Source organism: Spirosoma lacussanchae, assembly GCF_005870035.1.
In the GTDB taxonomy this organism is placed as follows: Bacteria; Bacteroidota; Bacteroidia; order Cytophagales; family Spirosomataceae; genus Spirosoma; species Spirosoma lacussanchae.
In genome coordinates this window covers 436,480-453,882 of record NZ_SWJG01000004.1, presented here as the reverse complement: position 1 = coordinate 453,882, position 17,403 = coordinate 436,480, and the positions used below count along the sequence as shown (strand labels likewise).

The window sequence follows — 17,403 nt, the reverse complement described above, 5'->3', positions numbered from 1 at the left end:
GGTAAGTATAACCCAATTCGTAAACTGATTCATGCTCCAGTTTTTTAAATATGTGCTCGCCACGATAGTCGGCCTGCTTCTGTTTTCGTTCATCGGATTTATTCTGCTGGTCGGCATCGGAACTGCACTGTCGTCTTCGACCGATAAAAAAGTCAGTGTAAAGGAGAATACAGTCCTGAAATTAAACCTGGATAAACCCATTGAAGAACGCAGTGTCGAGAATCCCTTCAGCGGGTTCGGAGCAGGCGGCACCAGCGATGCCATTGGACTCATTGAGCTGAAAGAAGCACTGGCCAAGGCAAAGAACGATGACAACATTGAAGGCATCTATCTGCAAAGCGAGAATCCGCAGGCAGGCTGGGCTTCGCTTGAGGAAGTGCGCAACGCCCTGATTGATTTCAAGAAATCGAAGAAGTTCGTATACGCCTATGCCGAGACGATGAGCGAAAAGGGCTATTACCTAGCCTCCGTAGCGGACAAAATTTACCTCAATCCGGCGGGCGAACTGGAATGGAACGGTCTCAATGCCGAACTGTCTTTCTTCAAAGGCACGCTGGACAAACTGGGTCTGAAACCCGAAATTTTCCGCGTGGGCGAATTCAAGAGCGCCATCGAGCCGTTCACCCGTGAGAACATGAGTGAGCCGAACAAGCTGCAGGTTACGTCGTTCCTGAATTCGGTCAATGATCACATGCTGGTCAATATTGCCGGCAGCCGTGGCCTGCGAGTTGACTCGCTCAAGCGTTACGCTGATCAGCTGACCATCCGCGAGCCGGGCGACGCGCTGCGTACGAAACTGATTACCAACGTTGGGTATCAGGACGAACTCGAAAGCCTGATTAAAAAACAGCTTAAGATCGAAGACAAGAAAAAAATCGATTATGTCAGCCTCAGCAAGTACGAAGATGCTGAAGCTGCCGACTCGGACGAAGGCTCCAGCAAAAACCGGATTGCGGTCATTATTGCCTCGGGCGATATCAACTCGGGCAAAAGCAACCAGAATAGCATCGGTTCAGAAACTATTGTGGAAGAACTGCGTAAAGCCCGGCTCGATGACAAAGTAAAAGCCATCGTGCTGCGGGTTAACTCGGGTGGCGGTAGCGCGCTGGCGTCTGATGTCATGTACCGCGAGGTTGAACTGGCCAAGCGCACCAAACCGGTTATCGGGTCAATGTCTGATTATGCCGCTTCGGGAGGCTATTACATGCTGATGGGGTGCAACCAGATCGTTGCCCAGCCGAACACCATTACGGGATCGATTGGCGTATTCTCGCTGCTGTTCAATACCGAATCGTTTTTCAAAGACAAGCTTGGCGTGACGTATGACCGGGTAAAAACCAACGAGAATGCTGACTTCCCGGCGCTTACCCACGAAATGACCCCCTTCCAGAAGCAGGCTCTGCAGCGCAGCACCGAACGGATTTACAATGACTTTACGTCGAAGGCTGCCCGGGGACGTAAGTTAACCGTCGACAGTCTGCGGGCCATTGCGGGCGGGCGCGTCTGGACCGGCACCCAGGGTAAAGCGATCGGCCTGGTCGATCAGCTCGGCGGCCTCGACGACGCTATCAAGCTGGCGGCCCGATCGGCCAAGCTCAAGGAAGGCGATTACCGGCTCAAGTACCAGCCCCGTAAGAAAGATTTCTTCGAGCAGCTTATGTTTTCGTTTAGCAATGACGAAGAAGCCCGTATCAGCGCCCAGCTCGGTGAACTGGCTCCTTACGTAAAATACCTTCAGAAGCTGAAAACTATGGAAGGCATACAAATGCGCCTGCCCTTTGAGCTGGAGATTCGATAAAAATTAAGTTGGTTTGCAGTAGTTAGACCTAAACGATAGACTGGAATCGTTTAGGTCTTTTTGTGTAACAGCCCGCTGCCCGAAACAACTATGCAGACTCTGCCGGTACATCTCGACCTGTTTGCGCTGATCATCCTGCTGGGTGTTGCGCAGGGCTTATTTCTGGGAGTTTTCTTTCTGACGGGTGAGCGGGCCAAACAGGTAGCGAACCGTTGTCTGGGCTGGTTTACCCTGGCCCTGTCGGGCGTGAGTGGCGAAATATTTCTGAACTATACCAACTATACGTTTCAGCTTTTGTGGGCGGTCGATTTTGCCGAGCCGTTGAATTTCGTGCTGGGTCCGCTGTTTTTCTTTTACGTATTTAGTCGGCTTCATCAACGACTGCCCCGGCGCTGGGGCTGGCATCTGCTGCCGTTTGGCATCTGGCTGCTCAATTCGGCAACCTGGTTTTATCAGCCTGTTGAGTTCAAATACAATTCGTACGTGAACTCGCTGCATCCGGAGCTGCCGTATATACCGGCTCAGCCGTATTGGGATGAAGACTTTACGGGAATGCGGGCTTGGATCAACGAAATGACGTTGGTGAGCTGTCTGGTCTACGCGTTTTTGTCGCTCATGATCATCCGATCGGTACGCCGGCAGCGCCCCGCCGTCTGGGCAGCGCCCCAGTTGAACTCGCTCCGTTTCCTGAGCTGGCTGGTTGCACTAGTACCCTTGCTGATCGTGCTCGTGAAGCCCCAATTCTACCATGATGTGGGTGATTATCTGCTGGCTACCTACATGGCGGCTGCGATCTACAGCATTAGCTTTCTGGTGATGCGCGGGTCCAGCTTTTTTCGCGAACTACCTGCCAGATCGGATCCTCCTGTCGAACTGAAAAAAAAGTACGAAAAGTCGGCCCTGTCAGAAGAAGTCGAGGATGCCGTACTAAACCGGCTGACTCGCTTACTCGAAACCGATAAGCCGTATTTGAACAGCGGGCTGTCGCTGTCCAGGCTGGCCGAGCAGCTGGATACCAGTCCCCATCACCTGTCTCAGCTCCTGAACGACCGGCTGGGACTGACGTTCTTCGACTGGCTGGCTACCTATCGAACAACCGAAGCACGGCAACTGCTGAGTAACCCAGCGCTGGCGCACCTTAAAATTGATGAGGTTGCCGAGCGGGTGGGCTATAATTCCACTTCCGCCTTTCATACGGCCTTTAAGCGGCTGACGAATCAGACGCCGGCCCAGTATCGCGCCAAAGTGCTCGGCGAGCAGGTAGAATAAAGCGCCGGGTTTGTTCGTCCCGATCGGCGCGAACTTCATCATTACCGGGACATAGTGCGTTTGGAGCCGTTGGAGCCACTTTTGGGCTGTCAACCAAACGCCAACTCTCGTGCAACCAACTTCCCCGGCCGCCCTCCCGATGGACGATTCCTCCACGCTCAACACTCGTCGATACGACCTCGACTGGCTTCGTATCATAGCCATTCTGACGTTATTGTTCTACCATACGGGCATGATTTATGTCTCCTGGGGCTGGCATATCCAGAGTACAGAAACCAGCCGACCCTTCGAGGAGGTAATGCGGTGGCTACACCGCTGGCGTATGCCATTGCTGTTCTTTATTTCAGGGGCAGGGACCTATTTCGCCCTGCGAAAACGAACAGTAGGTAACTACGCCGGGGAGCGGGTTCGTCGGTTATTTCTGCCGCTCGTCTTCGGCATGTTCGTCATCGTACCGCCCCAGATTTACGCCGAATGGCTGTTCAGGGGGCGATTTAGCGGGAGTTACGCTGAGTTTTACCCGTATGTATTCAAGTTCCAGCCGTACAGAGATGGCGGGTCCGGCGGAGCCTTCAGCTGGCACCACCTGTGGTTTATCGCCTATCTGTTTCTCTATGCGCTGATCAGTATTCCCGTGTTTCGGTGGCTGAAGAGCCCGGTCGGCCAGCGGTTTACGGACCGGATCGGGCAGGTGATTAATCGGCCGGGCGGGGCTTTGTGGCTGATGGTAGGGGTTATTGCGGCCAGTCAGTACATGACCCGCCCGTTCTACCCCGATGAGACCCACGCGCTGATCGACGACTGGGCTTACTTTGTCGAGAACCTACTGCTATTCTGGTTTGGGTATCTGCTTATCAGCCGTCGGGAGTTCTGGTCAGTGCTGACCGACCAGCGCCGGATTTTTCTGGTAGCTACCCTCGTGTTTACCGCCGGACTATACGGTATGCGGATGGTATTTACGAACGAGGAGATCGATACGGTCTTCTGGATTGACTTCTGGTACTTTACAAACAGTCTTGCCCTGATGGTATCGTCTGTACTGGCCACGATTGCGTATGGCTACCGGTACCTGAACATCAATAAGCCGATACTGCCCCGACTGAACGAAGCCGTTTATCCATTTTATATCCTCCATCAGACCGTAATTGTCGGAATTGGTTATTATGTGCTGACAGAAACTACACTCGGCTTATACGATGGATTTTTGGTAGTAAGTATCTCATCACTAATCGTTTGCCTGGCTGTGTATGGGCTGCTCATTCGACCGTTCAGGTTGACTCGGCTGTTGTTTGGCGTTAAATAAATTGCCCTGAACGCCCCCAACTACTACTTTTGACTACGACATAACGATTATTAGCTGTATGAATGACTTCCGTACTGACTGGACACGCGCCGAAATAGCCGATATATACAATTCACCCGTGCTGGATCTGATTTACCGGGCCGCCACCGTGCATCGGCAGCATCACGATCCGCAGGAAGTACAGGTTTGCACGCTGTTGTCCGTCAAAACAGGTGGCTGTCCCGAAGATTGTGCGTATTGCCCACAGGCGGCCCGTTATCACACGAACGTGAAGGTACACAAGCTGATGGAGGTCGACGAGGTGCTGACGGCTGCACAGCGGGCCAAAGATACGGGCAGTACACGCTTTTGCATGGGCGCTGCCTGGCGCGAAGTACGCGACAACCGCGACTTCGATAAAGTGCTGGAAATGGTACAGGGCGTAAACCAGATGGGGCTGGAGGTATGCTGCACGCTGGGTATGCTAACCGAAAGCCAGGCGCAGAAGCTGAAGGATGCCGGTCTCTACGCCTACAACCACAACCTCGATACCAGCGAAGAATTTTACGGCGACATTATCAGCACCCGTACCTACGACGATCGGCTCGATACACTTGGCCATGCTCGTAAGGCTGGCATCTCGGTTTGTTCCGGTGGGATCATCGGCATGGGCGAGTCGCACACGGACCGGATCGGTATGTTGCACACACTGGCTACCCTGCCCCAGCACCCCGAGTCCGTTCCGGTCAACGCGCTGGTGCCCGTAGAAGGTACGCCCCTGGAAGACCAGCCCCGCGTGTCGGTTTGGGAAATGGTTCGGATGATTGCTACCGCCCGAATCATTATGCCAAAAGCAATGGTCCGTTTGTCGGCCGGCCGGGTTCGGATGACCACCGAAGAGCAGGCGCTGTGCTTCCTGGCAGGGGCCAACTCGATCTTTGCCGGCGATAAGTTGCTGACGACGCCCAACCCGGACGAAGATGCCGATCAGCAGCTGTTCCAGACGCTGAACATCCGCCCGCGCAAAGCCTTCAAGGACGCATCGCAGCCGGCGGTTGTATTCGAACAGATTCCTGTTTACTAGTGTACAGACTACAAACTAAAGAGCCCGCTACAGAACATAGCGGGCTCTTTAGTTTGTAGTCTGCTGGTATTATATAGAGGCTTCTTCGATAAAGTGGCTCAGCACCACCTCGGCCAGCGATGTCGCTTTCTGCTGTGAGGCAGCTGCATTAGCTTTTGTCTGTACCGTCACATTGATGATATGGTTGTTATAGAGTACATGCAGCGCCTTACTGGCAGGATCCCAAACGGCTTTGTCGCCCACGCCGGGTACGGCCACGAATCGGCCCGTGCTCACAGCCGGTTTAGTGAACTGAGCTGCTACCGGCGGAACCCCCGAGGTTGTATTTGACGAGTCGTTATTGGCCGTTGCATCTTCGTCCATGTCGGCTTCTGAACCGCCTGTCGGCTCAGTGGCTGGTCGTTCCGCGCCGGTCCCCTGGGTTTCAGGGCCGCTAATAGGAGCTTTTTCGGCCGTCATGCCCATTTGGCCCGATACCTGGCCCGCGCCACCCTGGTACATTTTGTCGAAGATGTATTCGGCATGGTACATGGATGGATACGGTTTCGGACCGCCAAAGGCGACGCTGACGGTTCCGTCTTTCCACTTGAACTGACAGCCGTTCGGATAGTCGAGGGTGGTCATTTCTTCGGTAAGCCCAATGTCGAACATTCCCTGAACCAGTCCATCGTTCAGCATATTGCAGGGCTCATCGTACCCAAATCGCTGATCGGTACTAAGCTGCCATACGCCAGCTACTTCCCTAGCCAGGTTAGGGCTGCCGGTTCCGGCTGCATCGTTGGCACCATCTGTATTGGATGCGTTATCACCCTGGAAACAGGACGTCAGCAATAGAGCTGGTAGAGCCAGCCATAGTAATTTCGTGCTCATAAAACGTGAGTGTAGGTTTGTTGTAAGACTAAAATCGACTATCCGTTGTTTGCCGGTTCAAACAATTTCCCTAAATCAAGCCATTGGCTCATCGGCAGCGGGCCAGTGCCGAAATGCGCCGAGTTGCGTACTTTTGTTGCCGAATTACGCCACCATGACTGACGTCGAAACGATTTTGTTGCCTCCAAACCGCTCGGTTTTTTTTGCCTCGGATTTTCACCTCGGTACCCCATCGCCCGAAAAAAGCCGGGATCGTGAACGGGCTGTCGTAACCTGGCTCGATACCATCCGCCCCCATGCCGACGTGATTTTTCTGGTAGGCGACATCTTCGATTTCTGGTTCGAGTACAAGCGCAGCATTCCGAAAGGATTTATCCGTTTGCAGGGGAAACTGGCTGAACTGACCGACACCGGTACCCGCATCATCCTGTTTACCGGCAACCACGATATGTGGATGCAGGATTATTTTACCCAGGAAATGGGCATCCCGGTTTACCGGCACCCACGCCGGTACGACATCGGCGAAAAACGCTTCCTGATCGGACACGGCGATGGCCTCGGCCCCGGCGACTATACGTACAAACGACTAAAGGTGCTTTTTGAGAGCGGACTAGCCCGGCGACTATTCCGATACCTTCATCCCGATGTGGGCATTGGTCTGGCCCAGGCCTGGTCGCGCCGGAGCCGCATCAGCAATCAGGAGAAAGGGGAGGAGTTTCTGGGCGAGGATCGCGAATGGCTGATGCACTATTGCCGCGAGGTAGAAGCGGTACATCACCACGATTACTACATTTTCGGTCATCGGCACATACCCATGAACCTGGCCGTCAATGACCGAAGCCGCTACGTGAATCTGGGCGAATGGGTGTCGGCGCGCACTTACGCCGAATTTGACGGAAACGACCTGCAGTTAAAGACCTGGGCAAGCTAACAGCTGGTAAAGTGCCGTCGGTTAGTTGCCTTCCAGCAGGTCTTTCCGGGTCATGTTTTCGCGTGGAGCTTTGTTCAGCTCACTGCGCCACTCCTTGTTCTTCAGGTCCCCTCGTTTGACCGACCGGATAAAATTGGCCCAGGCGAAGGGGTTGGTAAACGAGAAGGTGGTCATGTTGTTACGTCCGTAGACCGACTCTCGCCCAAAAAACTGCTGGTTCACAAAATTCTGGTGGTTGGCGATGGCACCCATAGGCATCGTGGCTGCCTGACGCATAATGGCGGCCGGGTCAGTGTTGCGGGCCAGGTTGTCACGTTCCTGCTGATCGGGCAGCTTCAGGTTGACGAATGCTTCTTTAAACAGCTCTTCGGTAGCATAGGGATATACCTTTACCTCGGCCAGGGTCTTGACGTCTTCCTGCAACGCTACTACCGCCGAATAAGTGAGGTCCGTAAGTCGGCGCGGAATGATGTGATACTGGGTTTTAAAGCCAACGTAGCTGAAAATGATACTGTCGCCCGGGAAAACCGGCAGCGCAAAATAACCGTTCGTGGCCGACAATACGCCCCGCCCGGCTTTGGGAATATAGATATAGGCACCCGGCAACGGCTCATTGGTTTTACCACCCGTCAGGAAACCCGTGAACGTCACCTGGCGGTCCTGACCCTGCGCAAAGAGCGTCGTCGACGCGCCTGCTACGAGCAGCATCAGTCCAATCAGCAATACCGTCAATGACTTATTCATAGGCAAATCAGCGAAACTACAAAGTAAACGCCCAAACAGCTGGATTAGGTTTCGGACGGGTATTTTTTAAGAAAGATTAAGTTGATCAGGCAAACAGTTTCAGAAAGCTGATAATGAACGGAGCGGCCAGCAGTAGCCCGTCGAACCGATCCAGAAAGCCGCCATGACCGGGAATACTACTGCCTGAGTCTTTGATGGCAATACTGCGTTTGAAGAGCGACTCGACCAGGTCGCCGTAGGTACCGGTTACGACGATGATACCACCGACGCAGTACCACTGCCAGGGTTGGAGTTCGGGGGCGTAGATGGCCAGTCCCTGCGCTACCAGAGCCGCAGCGGCAGCTCCGCCAATGGCCCCTTCCCACGATTTCTTGGGCGATACACGCTCGAACAGTTTACGCCGACCAAAGTAGGTGCCCGCGAAATAAGCGCCGATGTCGGTGGCCCATAGCAGCAACAGACAGCCCAGAATGATGGCTGGGTGGTAGGCATTACCCCGCAGCGCCAGCACAATCAGCAGGGCAAACGGCATGGCTACATAAATAATACCCAGAAAGGTGAAGCCGATGTTGGTGAACGGCTTCATATCCCGTTTTTTGTAGAGTTTGATCAAAAAGATCATCGACGAAGCCGGGCAGATCAGGAAGTAGCTGTCGGTGCCGAGCATGCCTTTCTCGATGAAGTAAGCCAGCACACAGACCAGACAGCCCACTACGGTTCCGTAGGCCGTCAGGGGCTCAAATCCGTCGAGGCCGAGCAATTTATAAAACTCCCGCTGGGTAAGCGCGCTGATCAGTGTAAACAACAGAGCAAACGTCCAGTCGTCGTACCAGATCATGAAAATAATAAACGGTACCGCCACTACAGCTGCAACAACCCGCTGCTGTAGGTTCGTCAACTTAGCTAAACGTTGCTTCATTCTCGATAATTACTTTGGCCAGCGTAGCGTGCTGGAGCGGCACGTGTACTTCACTCTTTCCCCAGCCAATAGATGGATAGGAACTGCTCTGACGATTGACAACGACCGCCGGAATATCGTGTTCAGTCAGGAGCGCCTTGGCCAGTTCGGCCCGGTGGGGCAGCGGGGTACTGTATATAGATTCCCAGGTTTCGTTCATAAGATGAAGGCAGGCTGGCCGCCGTATGCATGAGTAACTAGGTGTTGGGCGAAGGATGTCCCGCATTACTTCGTTTAAAGTAAGCTAATAGCCCCGCCGACAGTATCAGCGACAGAATGGCGCCGACGATCGGGACGGACTGGGTACTCTCAATATCGACGGCAACGACCCGGCGCTGGTAAAGGTACACCATCAGCACCGTAAAGCCGTTATTGACAAAATGGGCCAGGATGGGCACCCACAGATTGCCCGACCAGACGTACAGATAGCCAAAGAGAGCGCCCAGCAACAGGCGGGGGAAGAATCCCAGAAACTGGATGTGAATGGCGCTGAACAGGGCCGCGGCTATCCAGATGCTCAGGTGTACGTTACCCGTCCAGACGGTGAGGTTGCGCTGTAAGATGCCCCGGAAGAGTGCTTCTTCGCCAATGGCCGGAATCACGCCAATGACCAGCAGCGCAATCGCGAGCTGAAGTGGGGTGTTGAACGTGGTGATGTATTTGGTGACGCCTGCCAGGCTTTTTTCTTTGTCGCGAATCCACTGTTCGAGCGGGGCCAGGGTCTGCGGCAGATGCAGATTCTGGTTCCACTCGATGATGAGTCCGTTGCCGGGCATGAAGGCTATAACAATCAGAACGACGATACCCAAACCGGTAACGGCTGTCAGCGGACGTGGGCTAAACTGGGGCCAGGTCCGACGCTCGATCACATACCAGTAAAGCAGGGCAGGCAGTAAAAACGTACCCAGGTGATTGACCGCCTGCAAAACCATAATTTCGTACCAGCCGTTCGCCACCGAGGTCGGATTACCCGACAACCGGAGCAGATACGCCTGCGCTTCAGCCGGGTCAAATCCTTTGCTCACCATCAGCACAACGAACAGCAGCAGGGTGCTGATAACGCCCCCCAGCAGTACAAAACCAACGAGCATACTAAGCCCGCCAAGGGTTGGCGATCGGGATGACGAATGGTTGGGCGAAACAATAGGTTGCATAATTCCCGTAAATTTACAGACAGAACACGGATTTACGAGATGTCAGCCGGTATTTACCCAGGAACCAAACAATGCTGCAAATCGTAATTCTAACCAAGAAAGGGTATCTATAGCTTTGTTGCTGAAATCAATATGTACTGTGGTTAAGATTGGTAATATAGAACTTCCGGACTTCCCGTTGCTACTGGCCCCGATGGAAGATGTGAGCGATCCGCCGTTTCGGGCGGTATGTAAGGCCAACGGCGCCGACCTGATGTATACCGAGTTCATCTCCTCAGAGGGGCTCATTCGGGACGCGGCCAAGAGCGTACAGAAGCTGGATATTTTCGAATACGAACGGCCCATTGGTATCCAGCTGTTTGGCTCCGACATCGAAACGATGGGCGAGTGCGCCCGCATTGCTACCCGTGCCAACCCCGATCTGATCGATATCAACTACGGGTGCCCGGTCAAGAACGTTGCCTGCCGGGGCGCTGGCGCTGCGCTGCTTCAGGACATCCCGAAAATGGTGAAAATGACCGAGGCCGTTGTCAAAGCCACGCACCTGCCCGTAACGGTGAAAACCCGGCTCGGCTGGGATGAGAACACCCGCAACGTAGAGGAAGTAGCCGAACGGTTGCAGGATATAGGCATCCAGGCGCTGACCATTCATGGGCGTACGCGGGTACAGATGTACAAAGGAAGCGCCGACTGGACGCTCATCGGCCGCATCAAAGACAACGACCGTATCAAAATTCCGATCTTCGGCAATGGCGACATCGACACCCCTGAAAAAGCGCTCGAGTACAAGAATCGATATGGCGTAGACGGGGTCATGATTGGCCGGGCCAGCATCGGATACCCCTGGATTTTCGACGAAATCAAGCACTTTGTCCGGACCGGAGAACACCGTACTCCACCCACCATTGCGGATCGGGTAGCGGTATGTCGTCAGCACCTCGACTTCTCGATCCGCTGGAAAGGCGAGATTACGGGCCTGTTCGAGATGCGCCGGCACTACACCAATTATTTCAAAGGGCTTCCGGATTTCAAGCCCTACCGGCAGCGGCTCGTTACGACCAATACATACCTCGAAACCCGGGCCGTACTCGACGAAGTAGCCGATCGGTACGCCGAAGCCTATGTATAACCCGCAGCGCCAGCCGACAACGCTGATGCCCGCTGGCGCTGCGGCTCCTTTCCCTTACGTTCATGCCTACCCAAGAGTCCGTTGTAGTAAATCAGAAACGCCCGGTTATGGCGTGGGTGTTGCTTTGTACCTTGGCACTGGTGTGGGGCAGCTCGTTTATCCTCATTAAACGGAGTCTGGGTGCGTTTTCGCCCACGCAGGTTGCGGCTGGCCGACTGCTCTTTGCCCTGCTTTTTTTTGTGCCCTTCCTGGCCCGGCAGGCCCAGCAACCCGCCGTCAGAGCAGCTGTTCGGCCTCGGTGGTGGGCGCTGCTGGTGGCGGGAGTAGTGGGGTTCGTTATTCCCGCTTTTCTGTTTGCCGAAGCAGGCGCACATCTGAACAGCTCGCTGTCGGGCGCGCTCAACTCGCTGAGTCCATTGTTTACACTTATTCTGGGTGCTCTTTTTTTTGGGCAGGCGCTTCAAGTCAGGCAGGTAACGGGTATTCTGCTGGGGCTGGCTGGGTCGTTGTTGCTGGTTTTTTTCAGCGCCACCGGTTCTTTTCAGATCAACGGCTACGCCCTGATGGTTATGCTGGCAACGGTCTGCTACGGCTTCAACACTAACTTTATCGGACGTTACATCAGCCAGTTGCCCGCGCTGGTCTCTACGGCCTGGCTGTTTGCGTTCATCGGGCCGATTGCGGTATTGACTCTGTTGCCGACCGACTTTCTGACGCGCGCGTTCGATCCCACCCATACCACCTCGCTGATAGCCCTGATTATTCTGGGGGTGCTCGGGTCGGGCCTGATGTCGGTGTTCTTTAACCGCATCATGCAGCTGGCTTCTCCTTTGTTTGCGGCTTCGGTAACCTACCTGATCCCGATCGTGGCGCTGCTGTGGGGCGTGCTCGACGGCGAGCGAATCTATGCTGTACAGTTTGCCGGCATGGGGATCTGCCTGCTCGGAATTTGGTTGGTGAATCGAAACTGAGTTACTTGTGATCGATTTTCGTTCGGGGTATCCAACGCCCTTACCAACCATAACCCATGTACCAGACAACCCTCGATCAACAACCGGCTACCATCGATTTCTCAGCAACGGGCCCGGTGCTCAACGGCGAGCCTTTCGGCTGGGACCTGGTCCGACTGACGGATCGTACCCTGCATATCCTCTATCAGAACCGTTCTTACAATGCCGAAGTGCTGGAGCTGAACGCGGCTGATAAAACCGTTTCCCTAAAACTAAACGGGCGAATTCATACCATACAGCTGAAAGACCGCTTCGACCTCCTGCTCGAAAAGATGGGCATGAGCAGCGCAGCCGCGGCTAAAATCGGCGACCTGAAAGCACCAATGCCGGGTCTGATCGTGGGCATCACGGTTGCGGTGGGGGCCACTGTGCAGAAAGGAGATACGGTGCTGATTCTGGAAGCCATGAAGATGGAAAACACGATAAAAGCACCCGCCGAGACCACCGTAAAAGCCATTCGTGTTCAGAAAGGAGACCGCGTCGAAAAAGGACAGGTGCTGATCGAGTTCGGTTAGTCGAAGCGGGGTTACAGCCGGGCTCTTGACGGGTTTACCGGCTTTTCGTTTGCTGCTTTCATTGGCTCCGTCCTTCCTGCCTTCCCCTTTTTTTCCTATCTTTGCCCCCGCAAAAATCACCCCGCATGACATCAACGAAGTACAAACGAATTCTGCTCAAATTAAGCGGAGAGGCTTTGGCCGGTCCCAGCGGTTACAACATCGACCCTGCCGTACTGGAGCAATACAGTAAAGAAATCAAACAGGTTGTCGATCTGGGTGTGCAGGTCGCCATCGTCATCGGCGGAGGTAATATCTTCCGGGGCGTATCGGGCGAGCGGTCTGGTATCGACCGGGTGCAGGGCGACTACATGGGTATGCTGGCTACGGTGATCAATGCCATGGCTATTCAGAGCTCCCTCGAAAAACACGGCATGTATACCCGCGTCATGTCGGCGATCAAGATGGAGCAGGTGTGCGAACCGTATGTACGTCGTCGTGCCGTGCGGCATCTCGAAAAAGGGCGGGTTGTGATCTTCGGGGCCGGTACCGGTAGTCCGTACTTCACTACCGATACCACCGCCAGCCTGCGGGCCATCGAGGTAGAGGCAGACGTGGTGCTGAAAGGAACCAAGGTAGACGGTGTTTACACGGCCGACCCTATGAAAGACAAAACGGCTACCCGGTATACCACCATTTCGTTCGAGGACGTTTACGAGAAGAAACTGAACGTCATGGATCTGACCGCTTTCACCCTCTGTCAGGAGAACAACCTGCCCATCATTGTTTTTAACATGAATGAGGCCGGTAGTCTGCTCCGGGTCATCCAGGGCGATAGCGACACGGGCACCCTGGTGACGTCGAACTAAGCAACCCAGGGTCGGTTTTGCCGGTTCTGGTGAGCCAATGCCTGCATACATAGCGGCCACGTTAGCCCCCGGGCTACAGCCGCCCGTTGAAAACGGTACACTGAATACAGTAAACTGTAAAAAAGGATGGAAGAGATCGAGCTATTTCTCGACGATGCAAAAGACACGATGGAGAAGGCGCTGAAGCACCTGGCCATTGAACTGACAAAAATTCGTGCCGGCAAGGCCAGTGCTCAGATGCTCGACGGTATACAGGTCGAGTACTACGGGATGATGTCGCCCCTGAACCAGGTGGCCTCCGTCAATACGCCCGACGCGCGAACCATCGTGGTGAAGCCGTTCGAGCGGAAACTCATCGGCGAAGTAGAAAAGGCAATCCGGAACTCGAACGTAGGCCTAGCCCCCAACAACGACGGGGAAATGATCCGGCTCAACGTGCCCCCCCTGACCGAAGAACGCCGGCGCGACCTGGTGAAAAAAGTAAAGCAGGAGGTGGAAGTAGCCAAGGTCAACGTGCGTAATATCCGCAAAGATACCAACGACGACATCCGCAAGCTGGTCAAAGAAGGCGTTTCGGAAGATGCCGTCAAGCAGGGCGAAGAACGCGTTCAGAAACTTACCGACGCATTTATTGCCCGCATCGACGAGGTATTCGCGGCTAAAGAAAAAGATATTCTGATGGTATAATCTGCCTGATGATAACAAACCGTAACCCGGTTCTACCCGTTAGAGCCGGGTTTTTTGTGTCTTGCTGAGCCAGTGGGGGAGAGCCGACCGGGTTCGTAGGTAATTGGATCAGGAAATCCGGCGGATGGCTGAGCGGAGGTAGTCGAGCGCCGTGCGGCTGATCAGTTGTTCATCGACATCGGCTACCTGTTCGCCCCGGTGCCGGTAGGGCCACACTTCCCCCGTGAGGGCGTCGAAGGTTCCGTAGGGAATCAGCTGGTACTCCTCGTAACCCCAGTATAAAAAATCGGTCGCGTCGGCGAAAGTATCGAACCCGACCGCGTAACCAATTTCCTGTTGAGCGAAAACAACAATGTAGCGCATACCCCCCGTACGCAAAAAAGGCCCGTTCGGTTGCGTATTTGTCGGCAGAGATACCGGTTCCCTGCAACAATCCGGTGGGTGCGCCGTCCGTTTTCTGGTAAACCTGTATCTTTGGGCAGTGTACTGACTGCATTGTATGAACCAACCTACTTTTTTCCAACGTTTGCGCCCACACCTGATCGCCGTGGTGGGTCTGCTGGTGCTGGCTATTATCTATTTCTCGCCGGTCATGTCGGGCAAGACCTTAAGCATGAGCGATGTACAGCAGGCGGTTGCTTCGGCCCGCGAAATCCGTGAAATTGGCCAGCAATCGGGCGAAAAACCGCTCTGGACCGATGCGGTTTTCAGCGGCATGCCCGCCTATATGATTGACTTCAACTATCCTTACATATTTGTTTACAAAGCCGTTATGGGGGTTGTGGGCCTGTTGCCCAATACAGCCTCGGTTGTCTTTGTGGTCATGTTCTGTGCGTACCTGCTGCTGGTGGTGCTGGGGGTTAATGCGTGGCTGTCGGTGCTGGGGGCTATTGCCTATGGGTTCGGCACCTTCGGTATCGTGAGCCTCGAAGCCGGGCATATTTCCAAACTGTTTGCTATGGGGTTTGGAGCTGGCCTGCTGGCCGGGGTGGTACTGGCACTGCGGGGACGATATTGGCTGGGGGCCGCCCTGACCGGGCTGTTCGGCTGTATGGAGCTGGGGGCCAACCACATTCAGATTACGTACTACCTGTTCATGACCATCGGCCTGTACATACTCGTTGAAGGGATTGCATTGGTGCGGGCGGGTAAAGGCCGGCAACTGGCTATGGGCCTGGCCACGCTGGCCCTGGCGGGGGTTCTGGCCGGGGGCAGCTTTGGCAAGCGCCTGCTCGTGCTGAATCAATATACGAAGGAAACCATTCGGGGTACGTCGGAGCTGACGGCAAAAACAACCAATCCGGACGGTAAATCGGCCGAAAGTGGAGCCAGAAACGGACTCGACAAGGAATACGCGTTCAGCTACAGCTACGGGAAAGCCGAAACCCTCACGCTGTTGGTGCCGAATGCCTTCGGGGGCGCGTCGGGGGGCGGTCTGGGTACCGGTTCAGACTTCTACAAGGCACTCGTGAACCGGGGGCTCGACCCCGCCCAGGCGCAGCAGTTTGTAGAGTTAGGTACGCCAACCTACTGGGGCGATCAGCCGATGGTAGGCGGCCCTGCCTATGCGGGGGCGGCTCTGCTGTTCCTGTTCGTGCTGGGTATGTTCGTGATCCGCAACCCCATCCGGTGGTGGCTGCTGAGCGCGGCTGTACTCATGATTGTGCTAGCCTGGGGTAAAAACCTGGCGGCCATCAACTACCTGCTGTTCGACTACCTGCCCTACCTGAACAAATTCCGGGCTATGACTATGGCGCTTTGCCTGGCGCAGCTGTTTATCGGGATTGGGGCGGCTATGGCGGTGCAGACCCTCGTGAGTCAGAAATGGACGTTTGCGCAACTTCGCCAGCCGCTGTTGGTCAGCTTTGGCCTGACCGGTGGCTTGGCCTTGATTCTGGCGCTGCTGGGCGGTACCCTGTTCAGCTTTCAGACGCCGACCGATGCCGATATGATGGCGCGCTATTTCGGCGAAGCGGGCAAAGAGTTTCTGCCCGCGCTCATCAGCGATCGGCAGGGGCTGCTCCGGAGCGATGCCTTCCGGTCGTTTATCCTGATCCTGCTGACGGCGGGTGCTGTGTGGGGGCTGGTCACCGGTAAGGTCAAGCCCATTGTCTTTTATCCGGTGCTGCTGGCGCTGGTGGTTTTCGACCTGTTCGGTGTTGATAAACGCTACCTGAATAATGCCGATTTTGTCACAAAAGCGCAGGCCAGTCAGGTGTTTGAACCAACGCCCGCCGACGAGCAGATTTTGCAGGATAAGACGCCCGGCTTCCGGGTGTTTGACCAGACTGCCGACTTTATGAACAGCAACCGCGCGTCCTACTTCCACCGGTCCATTGGTGGGTACCACGCGGCTAAACTTAGGCGATATCAGGAGTTGATTACGTATGCTTTTCAGCCCAATACGCTCAACATGCTGAATATGCTGAACGTCAAATATGTTATTCGGCAGGGCGAGCAGGACCCCAATAACCCGCAACAGGCGCCGACGGGGCCGGTAGCACTGCCTAACCCGGAGGTGCTCGGAGCTGCCTGGTTCGTGAAAACGGTACAGATGGTAGAAGGGGCTGATGCGGAGATTGCGGCCATGAAAACCCTGAATCCGCGCGATACGGCCGTGGTCGATAAGCGATTCGCTGCGCAGCTGTCGGGCCTGCCTGCCACCCTCGACCCGGCCGGCAGTACAATCCGGCTTTCAAATTACCGGCCTGACAAGATGATCTACGAGGTCAATGCCGCCCGCGACGGGTTAGCCGTTTTCTCTGAAATTTACTACCGGGGCAACGAAGACTGGCAGACACTGATCGACGGGAAACCCGTTCAGCAGCTACGGGCCAACTATGTGTTGCGGGCGCTGCGCATACCGGCGGGTAAACATACGGTCGAGTTTCGGTTCGATCCGCCCGCTGCCAAAACCGGCGACACCATCGATCTCATTGCCAACGTATTGCTGATTGCGCTGATTGGGTTCGTCATCTTTCGGGAAGGTCGCAATCGGCAGTCTACACCGGTATCAGAACCTGAGCCAGTCGGCCCTCCGGCCCCGGAGCCCGCAGCGACAAAGCCTACGAAAGCCAAAACCCGATAGCCGGACCTACCCAACCGGTAAGGGGTTATAACGATG

Annotated in this window: 17 protein-coding genes; 11 read left to right on the top strand and 6 right to left on the bottom strand. The window is 54.9% G+C overall.

Annotated elements, in window-relative coordinates; all coding sequences use genetic code 11:
- Nucleotides 1-31: 31 nt before the first annotated feature.
- The 4 genes from sppA (at nt 32) to bioB (ending at nt 5,433) form a co-directional block, all read left to right on the top strand.
- Complete coding sequence (gene sppA / locus FBR45_RS17825; RefSeq protein ID WP_138504719.1) at nt 32-1,798, top strand: signal peptide peptidase SppA; 1,767 nt, start codon at nt 32-34, stop codon at nt 1,796-1,798.
- 90 nt (nt 1,799-1,888) lie between these two features.
- Nucleotides 1,889-3,067: a helix-turn-helix transcriptional regulator gene (locus tag FBR45_RS17820; protein WP_138504718.1), complete on the top strand. Its 1,179-nt coding sequence runs from the start codon at nt 1,889-1,891 to the stop codon at nt 3,065-3,067.
- A 139-nt stretch (nt 3,068-3,206) separates the two neighbouring features.
- Entirely contained in the window at nt 3,207-4,370 is a 1,164-nt protein-coding gene (locus tag FBR45_RS17815) for an acyltransferase family protein (protein ID WP_138504803.1), read from the top strand.
- Nucleotides 4,371-4,428: 58 nt separating this feature from the next.
- Complete coding sequence (gene bioB, locus FBR45_RS17810; protein ID WP_138504717.1) at nt 4,429-5,433, top strand: biotin synthase BioB; 1,005 nt, start codon at nt 4,429-4,431, stop codon at nt 5,431-5,433.
- A gap of 69 nt (nt 5,434-5,502) precedes the next feature.
- Here the strand turns inward: bioB and FBR45_RS17805 are convergent, their stop codons facing one another.
- Nucleotides 5,503-6,303 carry a hypothetical protein gene (locus FBR45_RS17805; protein WP_138504715.1) on the bottom strand — a complete coding sequence of 267 codons (801 nt, stop codon included), beginning with the start codon at nt 6,301-6,303 and terminating at the stop codon, nt 5,503-5,505.
- A 154-nt stretch (nt 6,304-6,457) separates the two neighbouring features.
- Between FBR45_RS17805 and FBR45_RS17800 the strand changes: the two genes are divergently transcribed.
- Nucleotides 6,458-7,234 carry a UDP-2,3-diacylglucosamine diphosphatase gene (locus FBR45_RS17800; protein ID WP_138504713.1) on the top strand — a complete coding sequence of 259 codons (777 nt, stop codon included), beginning with the start codon at nt 6,458-6,460 and terminating at the stop codon, nt 7,232-7,234.
- 21 nt (nt 7,235-7,255) lie between these two features.
- Here the strand turns inward: FBR45_RS17800 and FBR45_RS17795 are convergent, their stop codons facing one another.
- From FBR45_RS17795 to FBR45_RS17780, 4 genes are all read right to left on the bottom strand, one after another.
- The gene (locus tag FBR45_RS17795) at nt 7,256-7,978 is read right to left on the bottom strand and encodes a carboxypeptidase-like regulatory domain-containing protein (RefSeq protein WP_077922872.1); all 723 of its coding nucleotides are present in this window, start codon (nt 7,976-7,978) and stop codon (nt 7,256-7,258) included.
- A gap of 85 nt (nt 7,979-8,063) precedes the next feature.
- Nucleotides 8,064-8,897 carry a phosphatidate cytidylyltransferase gene (locus FBR45_RS17790; RefSeq protein ID WP_138504711.1) on the bottom strand — a complete coding sequence of 278 codons (834 nt, stop codon included), beginning with the start codon at nt 8,895-8,897 and terminating at the stop codon, nt 8,064-8,066.
- On the bottom strand, nt 8,878-9,096 hold the full coding sequence (locus tag FBR45_RS17785) for a putative signal transducing protein (RefSeq protein WP_077922789.1): 219 nt from the start codon (nt 9,094-9,096) through the stop codon (nt 8,878-8,880). Before FBR45_RS17785 ends, FBR45_RS17790 begins: the two co-directional genes overlap by 20 nt.
- A 37-nt stretch (nt 9,097-9,133) precedes the next feature.
- Nucleotides 9,134-10,090, bottom strand: coding sequence for a CPBP family intramembrane glutamic endopeptidase (locus tag FBR45_RS17780; RefSeq protein WP_394344391.1), 957 nt, complete (start codon nt 10,088-10,090; stop codon nt 9,134-9,136).
- 139 nt (nt 10,091-10,229) lie between these two features.
- Here FBR45_RS17780 and dusB point away from each other — a divergent pair, with 139 nt between their 5' ends.
- The 5 genes from dusB to frr all read left to right on the top strand — a co-directional run bounded on the left by dusB (nt 10,230) and on the right by frr (nt 14,279).
- A complete protein-coding gene (gene dusB / locus FBR45_RS17775) occupies nt 10,230-11,219 on the top strand; it encodes a tRNA dihydrouridine synthase DusB (protein ID WP_138504708.1) in 990 nt (329 codons plus the stop codon).
- Nucleotides 11,220-11,281: 62 nt separating this feature from the next.
- On the top strand, nt 11,282-12,190 hold the full coding sequence (locus FBR45_RS17770) for a DMT family transporter (RefSeq protein ID WP_138504706.1): 909 nt from the start codon (nt 11,282-11,284) through the stop codon (nt 12,188-12,190).
- A gap of 56 nt (nt 12,191-12,246) precedes the next feature.
- The gene (locus FBR45_RS17765) at nt 12,247-12,744 is read left to right on the top strand and encodes an acetyl-CoA carboxylase biotin carboxyl carrier protein subunit (protein WP_138504704.1); all 498 of its coding nucleotides are present in this window, start codon (nt 12,247-12,249) and stop codon (nt 12,742-12,744) included.
- Nucleotides 12,745-12,869: 125 nt separating this feature from the next.
- The gene (pyrH, locus tag FBR45_RS17760) at nt 12,870-13,592 is read left to right on the top strand and encodes a UMP kinase (RefSeq protein ID WP_077922794.1); all 723 of its coding nucleotides are present in this window, start codon (nt 12,870-12,872) and stop codon (nt 13,590-13,592) included.
- Nucleotides 13,593-13,718: 126 nt separating this feature from the next.
- Entirely contained in the window at nt 13,719-14,279 is a 561-nt protein-coding gene (frr, locus tag FBR45_RS17755; RefSeq protein WP_138504703.1) for a ribosome recycling factor, read from the top strand.
- Nucleotides 14,280-14,387: 108 nt separating this feature from the next.
- On the opposite strand, the gene FBR45_RS17750 is transcribed toward frr, so the two are convergent.
- A complete protein-coding gene (locus FBR45_RS17750; protein WP_138504701.1) occupies nt 14,388-14,642 on the bottom strand; it encodes a hypothetical protein in 255 nt (84 codons plus the stop codon).
- Between the two features lie 163 nt (nt 14,643-14,805).
- Here FBR45_RS17750 and FBR45_RS17745 point away from each other — a divergent pair, with 163 nt between their 5' ends.
- On the top strand, nt 14,806-17,367 hold the full coding sequence (locus FBR45_RS17745; protein WP_317128625.1) for a hypothetical protein: 2,562 nt from the start codon (nt 14,806-14,808) through the stop codon (nt 17,365-17,367).
- Nucleotides 17,368-17,403 lie beyond the last annotated feature (36 nt).

What these genes read in the sequence shown, in the direction of transcription:
- FBR45_RS17800 (WP_138504713.1), top strand. Translation starts at nt 6,458, where the DNA reads ATGACTGACGTCGAAACGATTTTGTTGCCTCCAAACCGCTCGGTTTTT.
- FBR45_RS17790 (WP_138504711.1), bottom strand. Translation starts at nt 8,897, where the DNA reads ATGAAGCAACGTTTAGCTAAGTTGACGAACCTACAGCAGCGGGTTGTT.
- FBR45_RS17805 (WP_138504715.1), bottom strand. Translation starts at nt 6,303, where the DNA reads ATGAGCACGAAATTACTATGGCTGGCTCTACCAGCTCTATTGCTGACG.
- FBR45_RS17815 (WP_138504803.1), top strand. Translation starts at nt 3,207, where the DNA reads ATGGACGATTCCTCCACGCTCAACACTCGTCGATACGACCTCGACTGG.
- FBR45_RS17780 (WP_394344391.1), bottom strand. Translation starts at nt 10,090, where the DNA reads ATGCAACCTATTGTTTCGCCCAACCATTCGTCATCCCGATCGCCAACC.
- FBR45_RS17750 (WP_138504701.1), bottom strand. Translation starts at nt 14,642, where the DNA reads ATGCGCTACATTGTTGTTTTCGCTCAACAGGAAATTGGTTACGCGGTC.
- frr (WP_138504703.1), top strand. Translation starts at nt 13,719, where the DNA reads ATGGAAGAGATCGAGCTATTTCTCGACGATGCAAAAGACACGATGGAG.
- pyrH (WP_077922794.1), top strand. Translation starts at nt 12,870, where the DNA reads ATGACATCAACGAAGTACAAACGAATTCTGCTCAAATTAAGCGGAGAG.
- bioB (WP_138504717.1), top strand. Translation starts at nt 4,429, where the DNA reads ATGAATGACTTCCGTACTGACTGGACACGCGCCGAAATAGCCGATATA.
- FBR45_RS17765 (WP_138504704.1), top strand. Translation starts at nt 12,247, where the DNA reads ATGTACCAGACAACCCTCGATCAACAACCGGCTACCATCGATTTCTCA.
- FBR45_RS17785 (WP_077922789.1), bottom strand. Translation starts at nt 9,096, where the DNA reads ATGAACGAAACCTGGGAATCTATATACAGTACCCCGCTGCCCCACCGG.
- FBR45_RS17820 (WP_138504718.1), top strand. Translation starts at nt 1,889, where the DNA reads ATGCAGACTCTGCCGGTACATCTCGACCTGTTTGCGCTGATCATCCTG.
- sppA (WP_138504719.1), top strand. Translation starts at nt 32, where the DNA reads ATGCTCCAGTTTTTTAAATATGTGCTCGCCACGATAGTCGGCCTGCTT.
- FBR45_RS17795 (WP_077922872.1), bottom strand. Translation starts at nt 7,978, where the DNA reads ATGAATAAGTCATTGACGGTATTGCTGATTGGACTGATGCTGCTCGTA.
- FBR45_RS17770 (WP_138504706.1), top strand. Translation starts at nt 11,282, where the DNA reads ATGCCTACCCAAGAGTCCGTTGTAGTAAATCAGAAACGCCCGGTTATG.